General features: G+C 71.1%; 17 protein-coding genes. 10 read left to right on the plus strand and 7 right to left on the minus strand.

What is annotated here, in order from left to right:
• Positions 1–168 precede the first annotated feature (168 nt).
• Entirely contained in the window at positions 169–1,821 is a 1,653-nt protein-coding gene (locus tag VSH64_RS47815) for a glutamate--tRNA ligase (protein WP_326569360.1), read from the plus strand.
• 21 nt (positions 1,822–1,842) lie between these two features.
• Here VSH64_RS47815 and purU read toward each other — a convergent pair whose 3' ends face one another.
• Positions 1,843–2,796, minus strand: a complete 954-nt coding sequence (gene purU / locus VSH64_RS47820; RefSeq protein WP_326569361.1) for a formyltetrahydrofolate deformylase — start codon at positions 2,794–2,796, stop codon at positions 1,843–1,845.
• 205 nt (positions 2,797–3,001) lie between these two features.
• On the opposite strand from purU, the gene rlmN reads away from it, so the two are divergent.
• From rlmN to VSH64_RS47835, 3 genes are all read left to right on the plus strand, one after another.
• On the plus strand, positions 3,002–4,108 hold the full coding sequence (rlmN, locus tag VSH64_RS47825) for a 23S rRNA (adenine(2503)-C(2))-methyltransferase RlmN (protein ID WP_326569362.1): 1,107 nt from the start codon (positions 3,002–3,004) through the stop codon (positions 4,106–4,108).
• A 32-nt stretch (positions 4,109–4,140) separates the two neighbouring features.
• On the plus strand, positions 4,141–4,410 hold the full coding sequence (locus VSH64_RS47830) for a hypothetical protein (protein ID WP_407655723.1): 270 nt from the start codon (positions 4,141–4,143) through the stop codon (positions 4,408–4,410).
• A 93-nt stretch (positions 4,411–4,503) separates the two neighbouring features.
• Positions 4,504–5,958, plus strand: coding sequence for a phospholipase D-like domain-containing protein (locus VSH64_RS47835; RefSeq protein WP_326569364.1), 1,455 nt, complete (start codon positions 4,504–4,506; stop codon positions 5,956–5,958).
• A 72-nt stretch (positions 5,959–6,030) separates the two neighbouring features.
• Here VSH64_RS47835 and VSH64_RS47840 read toward each other — a convergent pair whose 3' ends face one another.
• On the minus strand, positions 6,031–6,843 hold the full coding sequence (locus VSH64_RS47840; protein ID WP_326569365.1) for an IclR family transcriptional regulator: 813 nt from the start codon (positions 6,841–6,843) through the stop codon (positions 6,031–6,033).
• A gap of 99 nt (positions 6,844–6,942) precedes the next feature.
• Between VSH64_RS47840 and VSH64_RS47845 the strand changes: the two genes are divergently transcribed.
• The 3 genes from VSH64_RS47845 to VSH64_RS47855 are packed head-to-tail and all read left to right on the plus strand — an operon-like array spanning position 6,943 to position 10,621.
• Complete coding sequence (locus tag VSH64_RS47845) at positions 6,943–8,118, plus strand: FAD-dependent monooxygenase (protein WP_326569366.1); 1,176 nt, start codon at positions 6,943–6,945, stop codon at positions 8,116–8,118.
• A gap of 37 nt (positions 8,119–8,155) precedes the next feature.
• Positions 8,156–9,169, plus strand: coding sequence for a dihydrodipicolinate synthase family protein (locus VSH64_RS47850; protein ID WP_326569367.1), 1,014 nt, complete (start codon positions 8,156–8,158; stop codon positions 9,167–9,169).
• A gap of 60 nt (positions 9,170–9,229) precedes the next feature.
• Positions 9,230–10,621 (plus strand): MFS transporter, encoded by a 1,392-nt coding sequence (locus VSH64_RS47855; protein ID WP_326569368.1) that lies wholly within the window; start codon positions 9,230–9,232, stop codon positions 10,619–10,621.
• A gap of 146 nt (positions 10,622–10,767) precedes the next feature.
• Here the strand turns inward: VSH64_RS47855 and VSH64_RS47860 are convergent, their stop codons facing one another.
• Complete coding sequence (locus tag VSH64_RS47860) at positions 10,768–10,932, minus strand: carboxymuconolactone decarboxylase family protein (RefSeq protein ID WP_326569369.1); 165 nt, start codon at positions 10,930–10,932, stop codon at positions 10,768–10,770.
• A gap of 248 nt (positions 10,933–11,180) precedes the next feature.
• Between VSH64_RS47860 and VSH64_RS47865 the strand changes: the two genes are divergently transcribed.
• Positions 11,181–12,035 (plus strand): alpha/beta fold hydrolase, encoded by an 855-nt coding sequence (locus VSH64_RS47865; protein WP_326569370.1) that lies wholly within the window; start codon positions 11,181–11,183, stop codon positions 12,033–12,035.
• 97 nt (positions 12,036–12,132) lie between these two features.
• Entirely contained in the window at positions 12,133–14,880 is a 2,748-nt protein-coding gene (locus VSH64_RS47870; protein WP_326569371.1) for an ATP-binding protein, read from the plus strand.
• A gap of 7 nt (positions 14,881–14,887) precedes the next feature.
• Here the strand turns inward: VSH64_RS47870 and VSH64_RS47875 are convergent, their stop codons facing one another.
• Complete coding sequence (locus VSH64_RS47875) at positions 14,888–15,295, minus strand: VOC family protein (RefSeq protein ID WP_326569372.1); 408 nt, start codon at positions 15,293–15,295, stop codon at positions 14,888–14,890.
• A 166-nt stretch (positions 15,296–15,461) separates the two neighbouring features.
• The gene (locus tag VSH64_RS47880; protein ID WP_326569373.1) at positions 15,462–16,808 is read right to left on the minus strand and encodes an MFS transporter; all 1,347 of its coding nucleotides are present in this window, start codon (positions 16,806–16,808) and stop codon (positions 15,462–15,464) included.
• A 194-nt stretch (positions 16,809–17,002) separates the two neighbouring features.
• On the opposite strand from VSH64_RS47880, the gene VSH64_RS47885 reads away from it, so the two are divergent.
• A complete protein-coding gene (locus tag VSH64_RS47885) occupies positions 17,003–17,590 on the plus strand; it encodes a TetR/AcrR family transcriptional regulator (RefSeq protein ID WP_326569374.1) in 588 nt (195 codons plus the stop codon).
• Here VSH64_RS47885 and VSH64_RS47890 read toward each other — a convergent pair.
• The gene (locus VSH64_RS47890) at positions 17,545–18,897 is read right to left on the minus strand and encodes a serine hydrolase domain-containing protein (protein WP_326569375.1); all 1,353 of its coding nucleotides are present in this window, start codon (positions 18,895–18,897) and stop codon (positions 17,545–17,547) included. The two genes, VSH64_RS47885 and VSH64_RS47890, sit on opposite strands and share 46 nt — an antisense overlap.
• 145 nt (positions 18,898–19,042) lie before the next feature.
• Positions 19,043–19,510 (minus strand): hypothetical protein, encoded by a 468-nt coding sequence (locus VSH64_RS47895; RefSeq protein WP_326569376.1) that lies wholly within the window; start codon positions 19,508–19,510, stop codon positions 19,043–19,045.
• Positions 19,511–19,592: the final 82 nt, after the last annotated feature.

Consider the following 19,592-nt stretch of genomic DNA (forward strand, 5'->3'; position numbering starts at 1 on the left):
GGATCGCAACCTTCTCGAACGGTTGCGACTGGTTCACGATATATCGAAAACGATCGCGATGCAACCTAACGACTGTCGGGGACCTGCGCGAGGCACGTTTGCGGTGGTCGGCGATACTCGAAGGAGTAGGAAGACAGCCTTGACACGACCTGGGAGACCCGACCCCCCATGCTGGACCGAGTGGTCATCGACGCCCTGTTCCCCGCGGATCTGCCCGAGCCGGAGCACTGGGAGCAGCACTACCCGGCGCGGCCGCTGCCCGCCGGCGCACAGGTGACCCGGTTCGGCCCGTCGCCCACGGGGTTCGTGCACATCGGCGGCATCTACGTGGCCACGATCGACCAGGACATCGCGCGGCGCTCGGACGGCCGCTACCTCGTGCGCGTGGAGGACACCGACCAGTCGCGTGAAGTCGAGGGCGCGCTGGAGCAGTTCGAGCGCGGCTTCACCTACTTCGGCCTGCAGGCCGACGAAGACACGCTGCGCGGCGGCGACTACGGGCCCTACCAGCAGTCGGCGCGCGAGCAGATCTACCTCACCTACGTGCGGCACCTGCTGCGCGAAGGCCGCGCGTACATCGACTTCGCCACGAAGGACGAGCTCGCGTCCATCACCGCGCGCCAGCAGGCCACGAAGCTGCCCACCGGCTACTACGGGTCGTGGGCGATCTGGCGCGACGCGTCGGCGGAAGACGTCAAGGCGAAGCTCGACGCCGGCGAGCCGTGGGTCGTGCGCTTCCGCGCGCCCGACGACACCGGCGCGCGCGTGCATTTCACCGACGCCATCCGCGGCAAGATCGAAGCCGAGGCCAACCGCAACGACGTGGTGATCCTCAAGAGCTCCGAGCAGAGCCCCCGGCTGCCGACCTACCACTTCGCGCACGCCGTGGACGACCACCTGATGCGCGTGAACCTGGTGATCCGCGGCGACGAGTGGATCTCGTCCGTGCCGGTGCACCAGCAGCTGTTCGACGCGCTCGGCTTCGAGCCCATCACCTACGCGCACATCGCCCCGCTGATGAAGCAGGAGGGCGGCAGCAAGCGCAAGCTCTCCAAGCGCAAGGACCCCGAGGCGTCGGTCGACTTCTACATCGAAGCCGGCTACCCGGTCGAGGCCGTGCTGTATTACCTGCGCGGCCTCGCCAACGGCCGCCTCGCCGAGCTGCCGCTCGCGCAGGCGCTCGACGAGCCGATCAACCTCGCCGAGATGGGCGTCGCCGGCCCGCTCGTGGACCTGGTGAAGCTCGACGACATCTCCGCCGACCACATCGCCACGCTGTCCGGCGCCGAGATCCTCGCCGCCGTGCGCACGTGGGCGCAGCGGTTCGACCCGGAGCTGGTGTCGGTGCTCGAGTCTTCGGAGGAGCTGGCTCTGCGCGCGCTGGCCGTCGAGCGCGAAGGCGCCGAGAACCCGCGCAAGGACCTCAAGAAGTGGAGCGAGTTCCGCGCTGTCTACGGGTTCTTCTTCCCGCAGCTGCACGCTCCCGTGACCGGCCCGGACGACGAGCGCATCGCCGCCCTCGGCGTGGCGCCCGACGTGGTGCGGGCCGTCGCTTCGGACTTCGTGGCGAACTACCGGCAGCTCGACGACGGCCAGGAGTGGTTCCAGCAGATCCGCGACGTCGCCGCCAAGCACGGCTTCGCCAAGAACGCCAAGGAACTCAAGAAGGACCCCGACGCGTTCCCGGGCTCGATCCGCGAGGCTTCGCAGATCATCCGCATCGCGATCACCGGCTCCACCCGCAGCCCGGACCTGCACTCGATCACGCAGGCGCTGGGTAAGGAGGAGACGTTGCGGCGGTTCTCGGCGCTCACGAACTGACGGGTCGCGCGGAAAGCTCCGTCACTGGAACACCACGGTCCGCCCGCCGTCCACGATCACGCGGTTTTCCGTGTGGCAGCGGACGGCGCGGGCGAGCGCCCGGGTTTCCGCTTCGCGGCCGCGTGCGGCGAGCTGATCAGGCGTGAGCGAGTGGTCGACGCGGATGAGCTCCTGGTCGATGATCGGGCCCTCGTCCAGGTCGGCGGTGACGTAGTGCGCGGTGGCGCCGATCACCTTCACGCCGCGGGCGTGGGCCTGGTGGTACGGCTTGGCGCCCTTGAAGCTCGGCAGCATCGAGTGGTGGATGTTGATGGCTTTGCCGTCGAGGTGCTTGCACAGGTCGTCGGACAGGATCTGCATGTAGCGCGCGAGCACGACGAGGTCCACGTTCTCCTCCTGCACCAGCCGGACGAGCGCGGCCTCCGCGTCGGCCTTCGTGGCGTGCGTGACGGGGATGTGTTTGAACGGCACGTCGAAGCTGTCGGCGAGGTGGCCGAGGTCGGGGTGGTTGGACACCACGGCGACCACGTCGAGGTTCAGCTCGCCGATCGAGGTGCGGAAGAGCAGATCGTTGAGGCAGTGGGCGAACTTGCTCACCATCAGCACCGTGCGGGTGCGCTCGGCGGCGTCGGCCAGACGCCACTCGAGGGCGAAGCGCAGCGCCACCGCGGCGAAGTCGCGGCGGAACGCGACCAGGTCCAGCGGCGAACCGTCTTCGGCGGTGAATTCCAAGCGGAGGAAGAAACGGCCCGAGATCGGGTCGCCGAACTGCTGGCTCTGCACGATGGTGAGCCCGCGGTCCACGAGGAAGCCCGACACCGCGTGGACGATGCCGGCGGTGTCCGGGCAGGACAGGGTCACCACGGCACGGCGGGAGAGGGTCACGATGCCTCCAGGACGGGTGGCGGCGGTTGTCCGCAGGTGAGCGTCGAAGCTGGGTGAAGGCAGGCGGTGCGCACCGGGTCGATTGCTCATCGGTGGCTCCTTCCTGGTCTCGGCTTCCGACGCTAGGCAGTGCGCGGCCGCGGCGGATCCGGCAGCAAGCCCGCGCTGCACTGGTCGAATGACGTAGGCGCCGTGACGTCCACGCATGGTCAGCGGCCGAGCGGACGTCGCCCGTTTTGGGGATGTTCGACCGTCTGCTCGGCGCGCCGTCAGCATGTGGGATACTGGATCGGTTATGACTGCCCTCCCCCTTGTTTTCGATGCGCCCAAGCGCGGCCTGCCGCCGCGCCATCTTGCCGACCTCACGGCCGCCGAGCGGGCCGAAGCCGTGGTGGGGCTGGGGGAGAAGGCGTTTCGTGCGAAGCAGCTGTCGAACCACTACTTCTCGCGCCTGACCGTCGATCCGGCCGAGATGACGGACATCCCCGCGGCCTCGCGGGAGCGGCTCGTCGCCGACCTGATGCCCACGCTCTTCACCGAGGTGCGCGCCCTCTCCGCCGACGGCGGCGCCACCCGCAAGACGCTGTGGCGCGCCCACGACGGCACGCTGATCGAAAGCGTGCTCATGCGCTACCCGGACCGCGCGACGCTGTGCATCTCCAGCCAGGCCGGCTGCGGCATGGCGTGCCCGTTCTGCGCGACCGGTCAGGGCGGGCTCGACCGCAACCTCTCGACGGCCGAGATCGTGGACCAGGTCCGCTCCGCCGCCGCTGTGATGCGTGACGGCACCATGCCCGGCGGCCCCGGCCGCCTGTCGAACATCGTGTTCATGGGCATGGGCGAGCCGCTCGCGAACTACAAGCGCGTGGTGGCGGCCGTGCGGCGGATCACGGAGCCGGCTCCGTCGGGGTTGGGGATTTCGCAGCGCTCGGTCACGGTGTCGACCGTGGGCTTGGCGCCGGCGATCCGGAAGCTGGCCGACGAGAAGATGCAGGTCCGTCTCGCGGTTTCCTTGCACACTCCCGACGACGAGCTGCGCGACACCTTGGTGCCGGTGAACAACCGCTGGTCGGTGGACGAGGTTCTTTCCGCTGCCCGGTACTACGCCGACACGTCCGGTCGTCGAGTATCGATCGAGTACGCGCTCATCCGTGACATCAACGACCAGCCGTGGCGCGCGGAGCTGCTCGCGAAGCGCCTGCGCAAGCACCTGGGTCAGCTGGTGCACGTGAACGTGATCCCGCTGAACCCGACGCCGGGCAGCAAGTGGGATGCTTCCCCCAAGTCCGTCGAGCGTGAGTTCGTGCGGCTGGTCAACGCGGGTGGGGTGGCGTGCACCGTGCGTGACACCCGTGGTCAGGAGATCGCCGCCGCGTGTGGCCAGCTGGCCGCCGAAGGCTGAGTTTTCGTTTCAGTGATGGAGAAGTCGTTGTGATCGCAACCCCGTGCCTGCTCGACCCGGCGGCGGAAGAACTGAAGCTCACCGGCGGCAGCACCGCCACCGACGTGGCCCGCACCGCCCGCACCCTCCTGGGCGAGCGGTTCGACTCGGAGAGCTTCATGTACGTGCTGATGCGCGCGTACGCCGTGGATTTCCACGCGGCGCGCGACGCTTCGCGGTGGCAGGGCTTCGGCTCGAACCCGCGGGCGTTGTCGGACGCGGATCTGGAAGTGCTGCTCGCGCCCTGGCTCGCCACCAACTGACCCGCCGGCACAGGAAGTGACCACCGTCGGTCCCGTGCTCGGCGGAGTGTCACTGCGCGGCGGACGCGGCGGATCTGTAGTCACATAGAACGGGTGACGACACTTCGCTCCTTCCTGGACAAGGCGGACGAACTGCTGGGCGACCGGCTCGAGCGTGTGCTGTGCGCTCACCACCGGCGGCGGCTGCGCGGGCTCGGCTGGGGCGCGGTGCTCGAACCGCCCGCTGGGGAGGACCGGTTCGGTGGGCGGGCGGCGGTCCGCCGGCAGAACCGGGTCGAGGTGCTCGTCGACGGTGAAGAGGCGCTGCCGGTGATCGAGCGAGCCATCCGGGGGGCGCGGTCCCACGTGCACATCGCCGGCTGGCACGCGAGTGCGGACTTCCGGCTCACGCGCGAACCGGGGGCGCCGACGTTGCGGGAGCTGCTCGCCGAGACGGCCGGTCGCGGGGTCGATGTGCGCGTGCTGCTGTGGGCGGGGCCGCCGGTGCCGGCGTTCAAGCCGACGCGTGGGCTGGCACGCGACGAGCAGCGGAAGTTCTCCGCGGGCACCGGGGTGCGCTGCGAGCTGGACTCCCGGGAACGCACGATGCATTGCCACCACGAGAAAGTGGTGGTGGTCGACGACGTGGTCGCGTTCGTCGGCGGGGTGGATTTCACCGCGCTGGAAGGCGATCGGCACGACAGCCCGGACCACCCGCCGCGGGCGATGGGGTGGCACGATCTCGTGGCGCGTCTCGAAGGGCCGGTCGTCGCGGACGTCGCGGAGCACTTCAGACAGCGGTGGATCGAAATCGCGGGGGAGCACCTGCCGCAGCCGGACGTGCCGGAGCCCGCCGGCGATACTGCCGTGCAGCTGCTGCGCACGGTGCCCGACAACACCTACGCCTTCGCGCGGCGGGGCGAGTTCACGATCCTCGACAGCTACCTGCGCGCACTGCGGTCGGCCCGGCGGTTGGTGTACCTGGAAAACCAGTTCCTGTGGTCACCCGAAATCGTCGAGGTGCTCATCGCCAAGCTGCGCAACCCGCCCGACGACCGCTTCCGCGTGGTTCTGCTGCTGCCGCGCAAACCCAGCAACGGCGCCGACACCACCCGCGGTCAGCTGGGCCGGCTCGTCGACGCGGACGACGGCAACGGCCGCCTCCTCGCCACGACGATCAGCGCGCACGACGGCGACTCGTCCGCCCCGGTGTACGTGCACGCGAAGCTCGGCATCGTGGACGACGAGTGGCTCACCGTGGGCTCGGCGAACCTCAACGAGCACTCCCTGTTCAACGACACGGAAGTCAACATCGCCACCGACGACCGCGCCCTGGTCCGGGCCACCCGGCTGCGGCTGTGGTCCGAGCACCTGGGCCGCCCCGTCGCGGAGCTGGACGGCGACCCGGCCGACGTGGTCGACCACGTGTGGCGGCCCCTCGCCGAAGAGCAGGCCGAGCGCGAGCGCCGGGGCGAGCGACGCACCCACCGGCTCGTGCTGCTTCCCGGCGTGTCCCGCCGCGCCGGCCGGTTGCAGGGGCCGTTGCGGGGCCTGCTCGTGGACGGCTGAGGGTACCCACCAAATAGCTCCGGGGCGATGGGGAAGTCGGCGGCGGATCGGGAAAGCCGGCCAACACCTCGATCAGCCAAGCCGCCCGGCGCCCCCTGGCGGGAGATCGGCGTCACGCATTCCGATCCCCGGCCGCCAGCCCAGGCGGCGCGAGATGCTGAACGCACTCGCCAACACGGGCGCCACCACCGTCGACAGGTCGAGCGACCCCGTACGCACCACCACCGACAGCGCCGCGACGACCCGGCCGTGGCCGTCGGTGATGCGGGCGCCCACTGAGTCCGCGTCTTCGGTCATCTCGCCGCGGACGGTGGCGGTGCCGGAGCGGCGGCACGCGGTCAGTTCGGCGCGCAGGTCTGCCGGGTCGGTCACGGTTCGTGGGGTGAAGCGCGCGGGGCCGGCCGCGAGGTAGGCCTCGATCAAGGTCCGGCCGGCGTGCGCGAGGAGCACCTTGCCGACGGCCGAGCTGTGCAGCGGCAGCCGCCCGCCGACGTGGGAGGCCAGGTCGACGGCGTCGCGCGCGGAGAAGCGTTCCACGACCACCGCCTGGTGGCCCTCGAGAACGGCGAGCTGCACGTGCTGGTGCAGCGCGGCGTGCAGGTCTTCCAGGAACGGCAGAGCGACGGTGCGCAGCGGCACGGAAAGCGGCGCGAGCGTGCCCAGTTGCCAGAGACGCAGCCCGATGGTGAAGCGGCCATCGGGCGTGCGGTCGAGGGCGCCGGCGGCGAGGAGTTCGTGGGCGAGCCGCCGGATCGTCGTGTGGGACAGGCCGGTGCGGCGGGTCAGGTCCGCGAGGGTCAGCGCGCTGTCCTCGGGCGTGAAGGTGAACAGCACCTGCAGCAGGCGCGAGCTCACGCTGCGGCCGGGTTCGTTCGTGCGAGGCATGGCCGCAGGCTAGCTGTCCGTTGAATGAACATCGACGTTCCTTGAGGGCCTCCTGCGAGGTCATGCTCACCGGCACCCGAAACGACGGAGGGAGCGCCGGTGGCTGAACTGCGGATCGCCGTGGTCGGAGGGGGGATCGGGGGGCTGGCCGCGGCCGCGTTCCTCGCACGGGCCGGGCTCGCGTGCACGGTCTACGAGCAGGCCGCCGCGCTCGGCGAGGTCGGTGCGGGGCTCGTGGCCAGTCCGAATCTCGTCCGGCTGTTGCGCCGCCTCGGCGTACTACCCGAATTCCTCGCTCGCGCGGTGGCGATCGACGTCGGGTGGGAGTTCCGCCGCTGGGCGGACGGTGGCGTGCTGTCCGCGGAGAACCTCGCCGAGGCGTGTGAACGGCTCTACGGCGAGCGCACCTACACCGTGCACCGCGCCGACTTGCTCAGCGTGGTCCAGGCCGCGGTGCCGCCGGCGGCGATCCGGCTCGGCGCGAAGTGCGTGGGCGTCGAGGCCGCGGACGACGGCGCGGTCCTGTCGTTCGCCGACGGCACCACCACGACCGCCGACGTGGTGATCGGCGCCGACGGGGTGCACTCGACCGTCCGTGGCGCCCTGCTCGGCCCGTCACCGGCGACGTTCTCGGGCCTGTGCGCCTTCCGCGCCCTCGTGCCGGCCGCCGACGCCCCGGCGTTCGCGCTGCGCAACGCCCACACGCTCTGGCTGGGCCCGGATCACCACCTCGTGCACTACCCGATCTCGGCGGGCAAGCTCGTGAACATCGTCGCGTTCGCCCCGGCCGGCGAGGACGTGGTGGAGTCCTGGAGCGCCACGGCGTCCCACGCGCAGTTCGCCGCCGAGTTCGAGGGCTGGGACCCGCGCCTGCGGGAGCTGATCGCCGCCGCCGGCACGCCGGGCCGCTGGGCGCTGCTGGACCGCGCCCCGCTGGCGCGGTGGAGCCACGGCCCCGTGACGCTGCTCGGCGACGCCGCCCACCCCATGTTCCCGTTCTTCGCCCAGGGCGCCGCGCAGGCGGTGGAAGACGCGGCGGCTCTGGCGGTGTGCCTGGCCACCGACGCCACCGACCCGGCGCGTGCGTTGCGCCGCTACGAATCCGCCCGCCGCGAGCGCACCGCGCGCCTCCAGACGGTGTCGCACGAGCGCGCCCACCTCAACCACCTGCCCGACGGCCCGGGCCAGCAGGCCCGCGACGCGGCGCTGTCCGGCCAGGACCCGCTGGCCGCCAACGCCTGGATCTACGGCCACGACGCGGAACTCGTGCCCTGACCCTCCCTTGTGGACCTGAGAGAGATCGGAATACCGCATGACCGAGTACACCCCGTTCCGGCAGCTGTTCATCACGCCGGTGCTGCCGTTCCTGCGCGACGGCTCGATCGACGAAGCCGGCTACCGCGCGCTGCTGCGCCGGTTCCTCACGCCCGAGTACCTCGACGCCGGGGTCGCGATCGTCGCCAACCCCGAAGCCGGTGAGATCTACACGCTCGACCGGGCCGAGCGCTCACGCGTCGTCGAGATCACCCTGGAAGAGGTCGCGGGCCGCACGCCGGTGCTGGGCGGGGTCGCGCACGTGACCACGGCCGGCATGGTCGAGTGCGCGAAGGACGTGGCGGCCGCCGGCGTCGACGGCCTGTTCGTGCTGCCGCCGATCGGCTCGGCCGACATCACGCTGTCGTGGAACGCCGACGCGTATCCGGAGGTGTTCCTCGACGTGCTCACGGCGATCGCGGACGCCGTCGACCTGCCGCAGGTGATCCACCCCGTCGGGCAGTTCTCGGCGCGCTACGGCCCCGGCCTCTCGGCGGAGGTCACGCGGCAGATCATCGCCGCGGTGCCGCAGGTCGTCGGCTGGAAGATGACGTACAACTACGACGGGTTCCGCGAGATCGCCGGCGTGTTGCGGTCGGCGGGCCGGCCGGTCGGGATCTACGGCGCGGTCGGGAAGTACTTCCACGAGAACCTCGCCAACGACACCCTCGACGGAACCAGCGCCGGCTCGTTCAACTTCGCGCTGGAGCGGATGGTCGAGCACATCTCGGCCTGGCGCAAGGGCGACTACGCGCGCGCCACCGAGATCTGGCGCAGCGGGCTTTCGGAGTTGCAGGACTACATCTTCTCCGACTTCGGCCGCCTCCACATCCGCTACAAAGCGGCCACCTGGCTGCGCGGGTTCATCGACAACCCGCTCATGCGCCCGCCGGTGCCCGCCCCGCGCCGCCACGAGCTCGCGGACCTCACCCGGCTGCTGCGCGCGGCCGACCTCACCACGCGTCCGGACGACGAGATCTCGGCACTGGCCGGGGAATTCGGCCTCAAGTAGCTCCACCGTCCGGTCCGCCCGTCCGCCCCAACCCGGCCCTTTGTTCGACGGAGAACAGCCATGACCAGATCCCAGCTCCCGCCCGGCGTGGCCCGGGCGCGCGGGGCGGCCGAGATCGCCGCGCGCGTCGACCGCGTGCCCACCGGCCGGTTTCACCTGCGGCTCGCCTCGATCGTCGGGGTCGGCACCTTCTTCGACGGGTTCGACGCCATCTCGCTGGCGGTGATCCTGCCGGTGGTGGTGAAGACGTTCGGCATCGACCTGGGGCAGGCCGGACTGATCATCAGCGCCGGTTACCTCGGTCAGTTCGCCGGCGCCATCGCCGTCGGTCTGCTGAGTGACCGCATCGGCCGGCGGCGTGCGTTCCTGCTGTCGCTGGCGATCATGAGTGTGCTCGCGGTGTTCTGCGCGTTCGCGTGGAGTTCGCGAAGCCTGCTCGTGTTCCGGCTGCTGCAGGGAATCGGGCTCGGCGCGGAGGTGCCGATCGCCGGCACGATCGTGAACGAGTTCCTCGGCCGCCGCAACCGCGGCCGGATCGGGGTCGGGTACCAGTCGCTGTTCAGCTGGGGCCTGTTCTTCGCGCCGCTGGTCGCGTTGCTGCTCACGTCTTCGCTCGGGCCCGCCACGGGCTGGCGCGTGCTGCTCGGGCTCGGCGCGCTGCCGCTGATCGTCGTCGCCGTCGGGCTCGTCGCCCTGCCCGAGTCGCCGCGCTGGCTGGCGCAACGGGGCCGCCTCGCCGAGGCCGACGCGGTCGTCACCGCGATGGAAGCCGGCCGGAACCTGCCCGCACCGGACCCGGCCCCGGTCGTCGACGACCGGCCCTTCGACCCGCGCGAAGTCCTGCGCGGCCAGTACGGCCGGCGCACGCTGCTGCTCGTCGTGCTGTGGTTCCTGGCCTTCTTCGTGACCTACGGCTACTCGTCGTGGCTCCCGACGATCTACGTGTCCGTGGGGAAGCTCAGCGCCACGTACTCGTTGACGCTCACGGTGGTTCTCGGCGCGATCCAGGTCCTGATGTGTTACGTGGTGGCCTGGTGCGTCGAGCACCTCGGCCGCAAGCGCTCGCTGGTGTACGGCTTCGGGCTGTCCTTGCTGGGCGGCTTGTTCGGCTTCGTGAACCTCGTGCTGCTGCACAACACGACCTGGCCGTACCTGTTCACCACGGGCATCGTGATCGGCGTCGGGATCATCTTCCCGGCGACATCGCTGTACGTGTACACCGGCGAGCTGTACCCCACCCGCATGCGCGGCTTCGCGACCTCGCTGACCAGCAGCTTCGCCCGGCTGGCGAGCATCGTGTCGCCGCTGGTGTTCGGCTTCCTGCTGAGCGCGCCCGGCGGCGCGGGCCTGGTGTTCGCGGTGCTGGGCGGTGCGGCGCTGATCGGGGCGCTCACGATGGCGTTCGCGGGGATCGAGACGCGGGCGAGGAGCCTCGAGGAGCTGTCGGGCTGAGCCCGGTTGTGTGGCGCAGGACACGCCCCCGTTTCGATCTTGCCGACCGCGGGTAGCTGATCCTCGGTTCCGGGGGGACCGAGAGACCAAGCGCAGTGAGGGAGTGCCGGCGGAACGCGATTCCGCCGGCACTTTCGTTTCCGGGGTCAGACCGTGACGACGACCGGCCAGTCGATGTCCACTCCGGACAGCACGGTGAAGTAGTTCGTCAGCACGTTCAACGCGACCTGTCCCACGATCTCGGCGACCTCCTCGTCGGTGACCCCCTCGGCGCGGGCCTTGCCGAGGACGAGGAGGGGCAGGTTCGGCATCGTGGACTCCCTGGTGTGCGAAGGGGCTTGGTGTGCGAAGGGGCTTTCCCGGAGCCAACCGGCTTCGCCCGGCCCGGCCCAGGGCAGCGAATCGATCTCCTGCGTTCACGTGAGGAAGAGGTGCACCCGGGGCCCGGCGAAGCTCTCCCGGCTCACGGGGATCTCCTGTGTTCAGCCGATGCCCGTGCTGTGGCGTTCGCGGTTGGCTATGGCCCAGACCAGCGAAAACGCACTCGAGGAGCAGCACGATGAACCGATGGAAGATCGCCGCCGCGGCCGCAGCCGGCGCACTCGCCCTGGGTGGCGTGATCGTCACGGCGGCGTCGGCCGACCCGGCGCAGCCCGCCCACTCGGCCACGGCCGCCGCCACGTCCACCGCCGCGGTCGCGCAGACCGACAACCACAAGGCCAAGCCCACCATCGTCCTCGTCGCCGGCGCGTTCGAGGAGTCCGCCGGCTGGACGGGCGAGATCACCCAGCTGCGCCGCGCCGGCTACCAGGTCGTCGCGCCCGCCGTGCCGCTGCGGAGCATCGCCGGCGACGCGGCGTACCTGACCACGATCGTGCGCGGCATCAAGGGACCGGTCGTGCTCGTCGGCCACTCCTACGGCGGCCCGCTGATCACCGAGGTCGCGGCGCAGGACCCGCAGCAGGTCAAGGCGCTGGTGTACACCGCGGCCTTCATCCCGAAGGCCGGCGAGAGCGTCGGACAGCTGCTCGGCCAGTTCCCGGGGACGCTGCTCGGCCCGGACACCACCTACACCGTGAACTACCCGGGTGGCGCCAGCGACATGTACGTGAAGCCCGAAAGCTTCCGCGCGCTGTTCGCCGGTGACCGCTCGGCCACCGACGCCGCCGTCGACGCCGCCACCCAGCGTCCGGTCAACTCCAGCGCTCTCGGCGAGCCCGCCGCCGCCGGTGTCCCCGCCGGCATCCCCGTGTACGCCGTGGTCGCGAGCCAGGACAAGGCCATCCCGCCGGCCGCCGAACGCTGGGAAGCCCAGCGCGCCGGCGCGACCATCTACACCGTGAACTCGGCGCACGACCTGCCGACCTCGCACCCGACCGAGGTCACGCAGATCATCGAGCGCGCCGCCCGCTGATCCCGCGCGTTGGCCGAACGGTCCGGATTCTCCGACTGTTCGGCCAACTTCGCGGCTGTGCCGCTCGAGTCCTCTCCGTCCACGTAGGGTCGAAGCCGTGACGGGGGAGTACCCGAGGATCAACGCGGTGTCCGGATCGGACGTCCGATCCGGACACACGCTGCGCGGCCGGTCAGGTGAGCTCGGGCTGGTGCTCGAAGCGCTGCGGACCGTGGAACGCGGCCGCCCGGCCGTGGTCGTGCTCAGCGGCGAACCGGGGATCGGCAAGACCGCGCTGCTGAGGACCGTCGTCGAGCAGGCGGGACGGCTCGGTTTCCGCACCGCCCACAGCTCGGCTCATGCGGACGACCGCGTCACCCCGCTCTCGTCGCTGGGGCCCGCGCTGCGGTTCGGCGTCGCCCCGCTCATCGGCTCGGCCGACTTCATGGACCTGGCCGGCCTGCACGAGCAGCCGCTGTGGCTGGCCGAACGGCTGGCGACACTCCTGGAACAGCAACGCGGTCCGGTGCTCCTGGCTCTCGACGACGCGCAGTGGTGCGACCCGCTGACCGGCTTCGCGTTGCGCGTGCTGCCGAAGCGGCTGCTCGCCGTCCCCATCGCGTGGGTGCTGGCGTCGCGTCCGGTTCCCGGCGGCGGCCCCGCGGAGCAGGTCGCCGCCGCGGCCGCCCCGGACCTGCCCGTGACCACGGTGGAGCTCGGCGAGCTGAGCCGCGACGCCGTGCTCGCCGTGGCTGCCGACCGCCTCGGCGCCACCCCGGACGCCGGTGTCTTGCGTCGCCTCGCCGGGGCACGCGGCAACCCGTTCCTGACCGTGCAGCTGCTGGAGGGCCTCTTCGAGCCGGGCGCCGCCGGTGGCGCGGGGGCTTGTGTCCCGCCGGGGTTGCTCGAGGGCGTGCGGCGGCGGCTCGCCGCGACGTCCGCACCGTGCCGGGAGTTCCTGCGCGTCGCCGCAGTGCTCGGCCCGAGTTTCCTGCTGCCCGACGCCGCCGCTCTGCTCGGCGCGGCACCCACCGTGCTGACCGAGCCCCTCGTCGAGGCGATCGACGCCGGCCTGCTCACCGACGACGGCAGCACCGTGACCTTCCGCCACGAGCTCCTGCGCGAAGCCGTGTACGAAGACCTGCCCCCCTCGAGCCGCCACGCCGTGCACCGCGCGTTCGCCGATCGTCTCCTCACCGACGGCCGTGGTTACGCCGCGGCCGCCCCGCACGTGCTCGCCACCGCCACCCGCGGCGACTCGGCCGCCGCCGAAGTCCTTCGCCGCGCTGCCTACGAGGTGCTGTCCACGATGGCGGTCACTTCGGTCACCTTCATCCGCGAAGCCTTCGCCCTCACGCCCGGCGACGATCCCGCTTGGGCCGAGATCGGCGCCGAGACGGTGGCCATCCTCGGCTCGGCCCACCAGTACGCGGAGGCCACGCGGTTCGCCGATCTCCTCCTTGCCGCCCCGCTTCCCGCGGACCTGCACGCTCGCGTCCGGCTGCTCCTCCTGCCCCGGCTGTGGGCCGCGGACCAACCGGGCGAGGTGGCCGACCGCTCCCGCGTCCCGGCCGGGGTGCCCGAGCTCGACGCGCGTCTCGCCGGATACCGCGCCCTGGCGGAGAGCCTGGCCGGGCGGCCCGGCAACCCGGCTGGGGCCAGGCACGTCGTGGACGCCGTGGACGCCGTGGTGCAGCCGAACGAAGACCCCGTCGCCGCCGTCCTCTTCACCACCGCAGCGGCGCACGTCGCCGAGCGAACCGAAGACCGCCGCCGTGCGCACGCCCTCTTCCGCGCGGCTCGGATCGCCGCTCAGGACACGAGCGGCGAGGGCGCGCTCGAACCGGGACAGCTGGCCGCCCGGGAGATGATCGCGTTGGCGCGCACCGACGAGATCGACGCGGCCCTGCGCGGCCTCGGCGACGAAGGCCTGTTCACCGACTCCTGGCAGGCCGCGCAGCTCGCGCTCATCCGCGGCCTGCTCGCCCTCGGCGCGGGTCGCCTCCACGAAGCGGCGAGCGCCGCGGCGACCGCGACCGAGCTGATGGCCGAGCTGCACAACCGGACCTACGAGCCCCAGCTGCGCGAGCTGCTCGCGATCCTCGCCGTCCTGCGCGGTGACCACGCCGAGGCCGAAACCCATCTCGACGACGGCCGGCCCCTCGCGCGCGCCCTCGTCGCCGACGCCGAAGGCGATCCCCGCGGCGCGGCCGAAATCGTCTCCGCGGTCCGCGCCGGCGGGGTGCTCTGGCCGGAAGAATGGCTCGTGGCCGCGGCCTGCTCGGCCCATCACCGTGGTGAGCCCGAAACCGTCCACGCGAGCGCCGCCGTTCTCGCCGACTTGGCCGAGCGCAACCCGGACGTCCCCGGGGTCGTCGGCGCCCACCTCCTGGTCGCGGCGTTGTCCACAAGGGACTACGAGCGAGCGCGAACAACGTTGCGGGACAGCCCCCGAGCGCTGCTGTCCGCTCGCGCCGACGAGGAGTACGGCCGGTTCGCGCTCGCCACCGGGGACCGCGCCCCGGCCGTGCTCGCTCTCGACGCCGCGCGCGACCGGTATGCCGAACTCGGTGCCACCGCGTCCGCCACGCGCGTGCAGCGCGTGCTCCAGGCGGCGGGTGTCCGCCGTCGCCGGTGGGCACCGGTGCCGCACCGCCCGGACACCGGCTGGGCGGCCCTCACCGACATGGAACGCCGCGTCGCCCTGCTTGTCGCCGACGGCCACACGAACCGCTCCGCCGCCGAAGAACTCGTGCTCTCGCCCAGCACGATCAGCACCCACCTGCGCGCGGTGTTCACCAAACTCGACGTGCACTCCCGCGTGCAGCTCGCGAACGTGGTGCTGCGCAAGGACGACAACGCGTAGCGGCCCGTTACCGCGCCACGGTGGCGAACTTAACCACCGCCTCCTCGCTGACCGGAGTGAACAGGTTCACGAGGTTCCCGTCCGGGTCCCGGAACAGCACCGCGCGGTTGCCCCACGGCATGGTCGTCGGCGGGGTCACGACTTCTTCGAGCCAGGGGCCCAATTCGGCGAAGCAGGCGTCGACGTCGGGCACGATGAACTCGAGGATCACCGAGCGGTTGGCGCCGGCCTCGGCCGATCCCGCACCGAAGAGCCCCACCGTGCGGGTGCTGCCGATCGCCAGCGTTGCCGACGCGAAGTGCACCTCGGCGAAGTCGGGGGTGCTCCACACCGCCGCCGAACCGGTCACCCGCTCGTAGAACGCGACGAGCCGCTCGACATCACCGGTGATGACCCGGATGGACGCGAAGTTCACTGGTTTTCCTCCCACTGCTGCTTGCGGACAGCTCCGACGGTAGGAGTGATCGAGGACAGCTACGGTCCTGGTTCGGCGCCGGTCGCCGAACGGACAGCCGAAGGGGCCGTGCCCGCCGAGGCACGGCCCCTTCGTATCGCAGGAACTCCGGGTGAGGGGGACGGGATCACACGGAGTCGAGATCGGCACTGCCCCGGGCGAGTGCCGCGCGGCTGACGCCCAGCACGCAACCGAGCGACAGCAGCGACACCAGGCAGACGTAGACGGCGACCGAGATCACCGTGCCGGTGGCCCGCACCAGCGAAGCCGCGATGATCGGGGCCAGCGCGCCACCCAGGAGCACGCCCAGCTGGAAGCTGGTGGACGCGGCGCTGAACCGCACCCGGGCGTCGAACATCTCCACGATGAACGTGGCCTGCGGCCCGTAGCTGACGCTGAAGAAGATCGCGCCCACCACGTACGCCCCCACCACGAGGGCGAAGTTGCCGCTCGCCACCGCGAGGATCGTCGGGTAGATCCACACGGCCATCGCGGCGAGGCCGATCAGGATCATGCGGCGCCGGCCGAACCGTTCGCTCATCGAGCCGAAGTAGGGCAGGGCCGCGCACGCGACCACGCCGGAGATCATGATCGCGGTGAGCAGGGAAGCGCGGTCCATCGTCTTCGCCGAGGCGGCGTAGCTCAGGGCGTAGGTGTTCACGATGTAGTAGTAGGCGCCGGTGCTGACCATCGAGCCGATGGCGAGCAGGATCTGCTTGGGGTACGCGCGGATCGCGGTGACCAGCGGCGCGCGCTGCTCCTCCTTGCGTTCGCGGACCTTTTCGAACACCGGCGTCTCGCGCAGCCGCAGCCGCACCACGAGCCCCACGACCACGAGCACGATGCTCACGAGGAACGGGATCCGCCAGCCCCACGCCATGAACTGCTGCTCGGGCAGCTGGGATACCAGCAGGAAGATCAGCGTGGACAGGACGAGCCCGGCCGGGACGCCGATCTGCGGCAGGCTGCCGTAGAGCCCGCGTTTGCGTGGCGACGCGTATTCCACGGCGGTGAGCACCGCGCCGCCCCATTCGCCGCCGACGCCGAAGCCCTGCACCAGGCGCAACAGCACCATGAACACGGGTGCCCAGGCGCCGACCTGCGCGTAGGTGGGCAGCACGCCCATGAGGAACGTCGCGAACCCCATCATGGTCAGCGACAGCACGAGCATCTTCTTGCGCCCGATGCGGTCGCCGAAGTGGCCGAGGATGATCCCGCCGATCGGCCGGGCGCCGAACCCGATCGCGAACGTGGAGAACGCGAGCAGCGAGCCGGCGAGCGGGTCGGCGGACGGGAAGTACAGCGGCGCGATGACCAGGGCGGCGGCGATCCCGTAGAGCTGGAAGTCGTACCACTCGATGGTCGTGCCGATGAGGACCGAAAGGGCGACCCGGCGCATCGGCGGTGGGGCCTGCGTTCCGGGGTCTGCGGTCGTCGCCGGTGCTCCCGCACCCGACGTCGGCTCACTGGCCATGGAGCTCTCCTCGTCGCTTTGGGGACGGCGGGGAGCGCCGTCCGAACCTGATGACTGCAATGGCATTCAGGAGCGAGGGCGGCCGCGGGGCGGTGGCTGGGAACGGCCGTTCGCGAAATGGATCTTCCGGACTTTCCGGTCAAGATTAATGAACGTTAATTAACGCGGTGGAACGGGACGATAGTCTGGACGCTGTGACCAAGTCAACGGCCGTCTCGCCGCAGGCGGTGCACGAAGCCGCTCGCGACCTGTTCGCGCGGCAGGGCTACCGCGGCACCTCGATGAAGGACATCGCGCAGGTCCTGGCGGTCTCGGCGCCGAACCTCTACAACCACGTCACGTCGAAGCAGGACCTGCTCTACCGGATCATGGATGTGGCGATGGATCGCGCGCTGGCCGCGCTCGCCACGGCCCTCGACGGCGTGACCGACCTGGCGGACCAGCTGCGGCGTGCGACCGAGGTCACGGTGCTCGACTTCCTCGAGAACCCCGCCGAGGTGACGGTGTGCAACACCGAGATCCGCAACCTGGACACCCCGTTGCGCCAGGCCATCATCGACAAGCGTGACGCGTACGGTGCGCAGATCCTCGCGATCGTCGACCGCGGTTGTGCGCAGGGGCTGTTCGACGTGCCCGAGCCGAGGGTCGCTTCGTTCGCGATCCTGGAGATGGGCAACAACGCGAAGGCCTGGTACCACCCCGACGGCCACTACAGCGCGACGGAAGTGGCCGCGCTCTACGGCGAGTTCGCGCTGCGGATCGTGGGTTGCCGGCTCCCGTAGTGGCGCGGATCGGCGGGCGTGGTCCGGCGGGCGGCTGAGCCGTTGTGCAGGTATCGGGCGCGGCCCTGCTCGTCGGAGCCGACGAAGGAGAAGACCTGGTGACCGCCGAGCTTAGGTTCGGCGGTGATCACGGCGCTGTCGCCGAGGCCGACGACCTCGGCGCGCTCGGTCTTCGCGGCGTCGGCGCGCGAGCGGCGGGTGAGGTACGCGCGCCCGTTCTCGACGGTGAGGGTGAAGTCGTGCAGCGTGGTGCGGTAGGTGCCGCAGAGGCGGTCGGCGTCGATCGGGGTCGGGTGCGCCGGTGGCCGCGGCTGCGGCGTCGTGGTGACGCCGGCGAGGTCGCGGAGCACGGTGGCGAAGAGGTCGTACGCCAGGGGCTCGCCACCGGCGCTGTTGGTGAGCACGGCCACCGCGACGCCGGCCGCGGGGGCCACGCGCAGGAAAGCCTTCTGTCCCTGGGAAACGCCGGTGTGGCCGACCACTGCGTCGCGGTAGCGCATCCAGCCGACTCCCCAGCCGACGATGCCGCCGCCGAAGTCCGGGACGTCGACGGGCTGGGGTTCGCGCAGCGCCGCGAGCTCCGGGTCGGCGAGGTGCCGGCGGACGAACGTCAGCAGATCGCGGGCGCTCATCGCGAGGTGTGAGCCGCTGGGTGTCGAGAAGGCGCGGGTGGCCCAGGTTTTCGCGGGGGAGAGCTGCCCGTCGGCTTCGACGTGGCCGACCGCCGTGCGGTGCAGGAGCGCTTCGTAGGTAGTGGTGGCCACAGTGGACAGACCGATCGGCGCCACGAGGCTCCCGCGCAACACGTCGTGAAAAGGCCTGCCGCGCAACACTTCCACCAGTCGGCCGAGGACGACGTACCCGTTGTTCGTGTAGGAGAACAGCTCGCCCGGCGGGAAGAGGTGATCCGCGTCGGCGAGCGTGGCGACGAACCGCTCGATGGCGTCGTCGTTGCGCCCGGTGTCGACGAGGTGGTGCCCGTCGACGCCGCCGGTGTGGGTGAGCAGGTGGCGGGCGGTCAGCGCCGCGGTGGCGGCCGGGTCGCTCAGGCGGAACCCGGGCAGGTAGTGGCGAACGGGCCGGTCGAGGTCGAGGGCGCCGTCGGTGACGAGGTGCTGGATGAGCGTGGCGGTCCAGATCTTGGTGATCGAGCCGATCTTGAACACCGAGTCCGTGGTGGCCTCGACGCGCGTGCGGAGACTCAGGACGCCGGCGGCTTCGTCGTGGATCTCGCCGTTGGCGAGGACGGCGAGTTGGGCGCCGGGGATGTGGTGGTGGGTGATGCGTTCGTGTAGATCCCACCCCATCTTGGCAGTTTGGGGTGGTGGTGTCGTCCGTATCGACTTGCCTCTTCCTCGTGGAGATCTCGCCCGATCGGCCGGGCACGGGATACCGGGAGAGCGTGGAGACGTTCGAGCGGGGCTGAGCGGGCTCGGCTGTCTCGGTGCCGGCTCAGGGGCCGGGCTGTACCGACGGCGTGTACGGGGGTGGGTTCTCCGCCGGGTTGGGCAGTGGGGTCGGGGTGGTGACCGGTTCGTCGGAGGGGCCGGTGTTGCCCGTTTTGGTGCCGTTCTGGGGGATGATGCCGGGGCCGGTGACCTGGCCTTGGGGGCGCGGGTTCAGCGGCTGTTGGTACACGCGGTCGCGTACCCGGTCGGACGGGGCTTCGTCCTGGATCGCCGGATTGTGCGACTTGGTGGCCGGGGCGACCGCGACGTGGACGCGCGGGGCGGCGCTCGGCGGAGGTGGGGTCGAGGACGAAGGCGTGACCGGTGTAGGCGCCGAACTTGGCGCGGGGGAAGGCTTCGCGGCTGCCACCGGGAGGGCGGGTGCGGCCGGAGTAGTCGGCGAGCCACCGCTCAGACCCATCACCACGGCCACCGCCGCACCGCCCGCGACGGTCGCGGCCGCTGCGATCACCAGTTCTCTTCGACGCACGAACCGGAATACAACAGCGCTGCGAGCCGTCGCGTCAACGGGTGGTGCGCAACCGTGACCTGGG

Origin of the sequence: Amycolatopsis rhabdoformis, assembly GCF_035918295.1 — a bacterium.
In the GTDB taxonomy this organism is placed as follows: Bacteria; Actinomycetota; Actinomycetes; order Mycobacteriales; family Pseudonocardiaceae; genus Amycolatopsis; species Amycolatopsis rhabdoformis.

Coding starts and splice junctions, on each gene's coding strand:
- VSH64_RS47815 (WP_326569360.1), top strand. CDS start 169: ATGCTGGACCGAGTGGTCATCGACGCCCTGTTCCCCGCGGATCTGCCC.
- purU (WP_326569361.1), bottom strand. CDS start 2,796: ATGAGCAATCGACCCGGTGCGCACCGCCTGCCTTCACCCAGCTTCGAC.
- rlmN (WP_326569362.1), top strand. CDS start 3,002: ATGACTGCCCTCCCCCTTGTTTTCGATGCGCCCAAGCGCGGCCTGCCG.
- VSH64_RS47840 (WP_326569365.1), bottom strand. CDS start 6,843: ATGCCTCGCACGAACGAACCCGGCCGCAGCGTGAGCTCGCGCCTGCTG.
- VSH64_RS47850 (WP_326569367.1), top strand. CDS start 8,156: ATGACCGAGTACACCCCGTTCCGGCAGCTGTTCATCACGCCGGTGCTG.
- VSH64_RS47855 (WP_326569368.1), top strand. CDS start 9,230: ATGACCAGATCCCAGCTCCCGCCCGGCGTGGCCCGGGCGCGCGGGGCG.
- VSH64_RS47860 (WP_326569369.1), bottom strand. CDS start 10,932: ATGCCGAACCTGCCCCTCCTCGTCCTCGGCAAGGCCCGCGCCGAGGGG.
- VSH64_RS47865 (WP_326569370.1), top strand. CDS start 11,181: ATGAACCGATGGAAGATCGCCGCCGCGGCCGCAGCCGGCGCACTCGCC.
- VSH64_RS47880 (WP_326569373.1), bottom strand. CDS start 16,808: ATGGCCAGTGAGCCGACGTCGGGTGCGGGAGCACCGGCGACGACCGCA.
- VSH64_RS47890 (WP_326569375.1), bottom strand. CDS start 18,897: ATGGGGTGGGATCTACACGAACGCATCACCCACCACCACATCCCCGGC.